The organism is Halalkalibacter oceani (assembly GCF_023715705.1).
GTDB lineage: Bacteria > Bacillota > Bacilli > Bacillales > Bacillaceae_D > Halalkalibacter > Halalkalibacter oceani_A.
This window is the reverse complement of record NZ_JAMBOS010000054.1, coordinates 1-3,298: the sequence shown is the minus strand read 5'-3', so window position 1 is coordinate 3,298 and position 3,298 is coordinate 1. Positions and strand designations below refer to the sequence as shown.

Annotated in this window: 2 protein-coding genes and 1 rRNA gene; 1 reads left to right on the top strand and 2 read right to left on the bottom strand. The window is 45.0% G+C overall.

Features of this window, described 5'->3' with window-relative positions; genetic code table 11:
* Nucleotides 1-169 precede the first annotated feature (169 nt).
* Nucleotides 170-1,627, bottom strand: coding sequence for an IMP dehydrogenase (gene guaB / locus M3212_RS21495; RefSeq protein ID WP_251195959.1), 1,458 nt, complete (start codon nt 1,625-1,627; stop codon nt 170-172).
* On the opposite strand from guaB, the gene M3212_RS21490 reads away from it, so the two are divergent.
* On the top strand, nt 1,607-2,722 hold the full coding sequence (locus tag M3212_RS21490) for a YaaC family protein (RefSeq protein WP_251195958.1): 1,116 nt from the start codon (nt 1,607-1,609) through the stop codon (nt 2,720-2,722). The genes guaB and M3212_RS21490 overlap by 21 nt on opposite strands.
* Nucleotides 2,723-3,188: 466 nt before the next feature.
* Here the strand turns inward: M3212_RS21490 and rrf are convergent.
* Nucleotides 3,189-3,298, bottom strand: a 5S ribosomal RNA gene (rrf, locus tag M3212_RS21485); the annotation flags it as partial.

Genomic DNA, 3,298 nt, shown 5'->3' with positions numbered 1-3,298 from the left:
CCACCTCACCAGAGGGTGAGATGGCTGGCAATCTTCTTTTATGAGTAATTTCTTAAATCCTAGAGAAAAAAGCAAAGGCAAAATAGAAACCCCACTTTTCAGAAGTGGGGTTTCTCGACAATCTGAAAAAATAGATAGAGAAGACCTCTATCTATTTTTTCATAATCTATTATAAGGAATAGTTTGGTGCTTCTTTCGTAATTTGGACATCATGTGGATGACTTTCCCGCAGCCCAGCTGCTGTAATCCGGATAAATTGTCCATTTTCTCGTAAATCCTCTAACGTTCTTGTTCCACAGTATCCCATGCCGGCCCGTAGACCACCGAGGAGCTGATGAATGGTATCGTGCAAAGGTCCTTTATAAGGAATTCTGCCTTCAATGCCTTCCGGGACTAATTTTTGAGCGTCTTCCTGGAAGTAGCGATCCTTACTCCCCTTTTCCATCGCGCCAAGAGAGCCCATGCCACGATACACTTTAAATTGACGCCCTTGATAGATTTCGCGCTCTCCTGGACTTTCAGACACGCCGGCAAGCAAACTTCCAAGCATGACCGCATGTCCCCCTGCTGCGAGGGCTTTAACAATATCGCCGGAATACTTAATGCCACCGTCCGCAATGATTGGCACACCGTGTTTTTCCGCCTCCGTCGCACAATCGTAAACGGCCGTAATTTGCGGCACACCGATTCCCGCTACAACACGTGTTGTACAGATTGACCCAGGACCGATTCCGACTTTTACTACATCGGCACCCGCTTCAATTAGATCACGTGTCCCTTCCGCAGTCGCCACATTCCCAGCGATAATCGTTAAATCAGGGTAAGACTGCCGAACTTCACGAACCTTGTCTAATACACCCTTTGAGTGGCCGTGAGCGGTATCAATTACGATGGCATCGACGCCGGCAGCTACCAGTGCCTCAATCCGCTTATCAGCATCGGCAGATACTCCTATCGCCGCTCCAACGACTAAACGCCCTTGTGAGTCTTTTGCCGAGTTCGGGAATTCAATCACTTTTTCAATGTCTTTAATCGTGATTAGTCCTTTTAACACGCCCGAATCATCAACAAGCGGCAGCTTTTCTATCTTATACTTTTGTAGGATCTTTTCAGCATCAAGCAAAGTCGTCCCGACAGGAGCCGTAACAAGATCCTGCTTCGTCATCACTTCATCAATCTTAATCGAATAATCTTCGATAAAACGAAGGTCGCGGTTCGTTAAAATCCCGACAAGCTTTTGGTGCTCATCGACAATCGGCACCCCTGAAATCCGGTACTTTCCCATTAAGTGTTCCGCATCAAACACTTGATGATCCGGTGTTAAGTAGAAAGGATTGGTAATAACGCCACTTTCCGACCGTTTAACGCGATCTACATGCTCCGCCTGCTTTTCAATCGACATGTTTTTATGGATAATGCCAAGTCCGCCTTCTCTTGCCATGGCGATCGCCATTTCTGCTTCAGTAACGGTGTCCATCCCCGCGCTGATCAGTGGCATGTTCAATTGCAAATTATTACTTAACGCAGTCTTAATCGAAACGTCTCTAGGTAATACTTCCGACTTGGCTGGTACGAGAAGAACATCATCAAACGTTAGTCCCTCTTTTTGGAATTTATTTCCCCGCATATGATCCATCCTCCCTCAATCCTTTATTTTGTACGTAAAAATATTATTAGTAGCTTATCAATTGGGCAAACTACTGTCAAGAATCCTATTATTAATGTGCTTTTTAGAATTTACAGAACAATTGGAGCGATTGAGATGGATAAACCGTTAGCCGAACATTTTCTACCTTTTTATTCAGCTGCCTTTACAAGAACTTATTTAACAGAGGCATATGAACAACTGCATATCCCCCAGGCAAAAGCAAAAAGCTATCATACCTGCTACTCGTTTATTTATCATCTGCAACAGGGAGAGCTTTATTTAAAGCAGGCGCATACTTCCCCCGTAGAACTTAAACCGCTCTTGCTTTTCTACGGCTTTATTCAATTATTGAAAGCCTGTATTTTAACAAGAGATCCTGACTATCCGCAAAATAGTGATGTGCTGGCTCACGGTGTATCAACCCGCAAACGAAAAAAAGCCGCTTACTGCTTTTTAGATGATGAAGTCAAAGTCCAAAAAAACGGCCTTTTTTCGCACTTATTAGACAAAATGTTTCACATGAAACATGGCTTTGAAAAGTATCAAATGAGAACCTTGCTTCAGCACATCGCCGACCTCCATCCTTTGTTTTTAAAACTGTACAAGCAGGACCTTTCTTATAAAGGAACCTTCAGCGGATCGTATCTTACTTTCCCTTCCAAGCTGTTAGATTCCTATCATATGACACCGAATCGCTTTGAGCAATATATCGAGGCATTTCCTCACAGTGGCTACAACCCTCGTATGAGAATCACAGAAGAGGCGGAACTGCTTTCTATTCCGTTACACCACTCCCCTTCTTCTTTAGTTGTATCGCCCTGGCTCCTAGATCATGCCGGTAATATTTATATCCTGAAGAAGCGAAATGATAAGGCCCAATGTAAATTACCTGAACCGGCCATCCACTATTTACTCCTTTACAACCTAAGCATGATTTCTAGATACGAGGCGGAATGGTGGGGCGAATTAATCCATACATTTAACGGCGCTGATTACCCGTTTATCCGTCACTACCTTACCGTCGCAGAAAAGAAGCTCCCAGCCTTAATTGCAAACTTTCTCCTCAAAGAATAAGCGGCACCGGTGCTTGGGACTGGTACCGCTTATTTAATTCGTTCAATCCCCTCTTACCCTGCCTCCCCTCCATTTCATAGCCTCAAAACTCATCGGCTTTTTCATAGAAGCCGCTCGTTCTTCCGAACGAGTGCTCTTCAGGCCTTGTGCGTTATCTTTTGTGCAATAAAAAAAGTACAATCCGCTTGGATTGTACTTTATCGCCCGGCAACGTCCTGGCTCTCCATTTGTCTTCTACGGGGAAGATACTTATGTCGCTTTCCTCTGTCCTTTTTCATGAAGTCTTACGAGGACAAACGGCTCGTCTCACAGGGGGTCATGCTGTTTTCCTTCGCTGTTTTCTCACGCAGTACCCATCAGCTTTTTCATAGAAGCCGCTCGTTCTTCCGAACGAGTGCTCTTCAGGCCTTGTGCGTTATCCTTTGTGCAAATAAAAAAGCACAATCCACTTGGATTGTACTTTATCGCCCGGCAACGTCCTACTCTTGCAGGAGGAAGCCTCCAACTACCATCGGCGCTGAAGAGCTTAACGACCGTGTTCGGCATGGGAACGGGTGTGACCTCTTCGCTATCGCC

Excerpts from the sequence above, each read along its gene's own strand:
- guaB (WP_251195959.1), bottom strand. The coding sequence starts at position 1,627 with ATGCGGGGAAATAAATTCCAAAAAGAGGGACTAACGTTTGATGATGTT.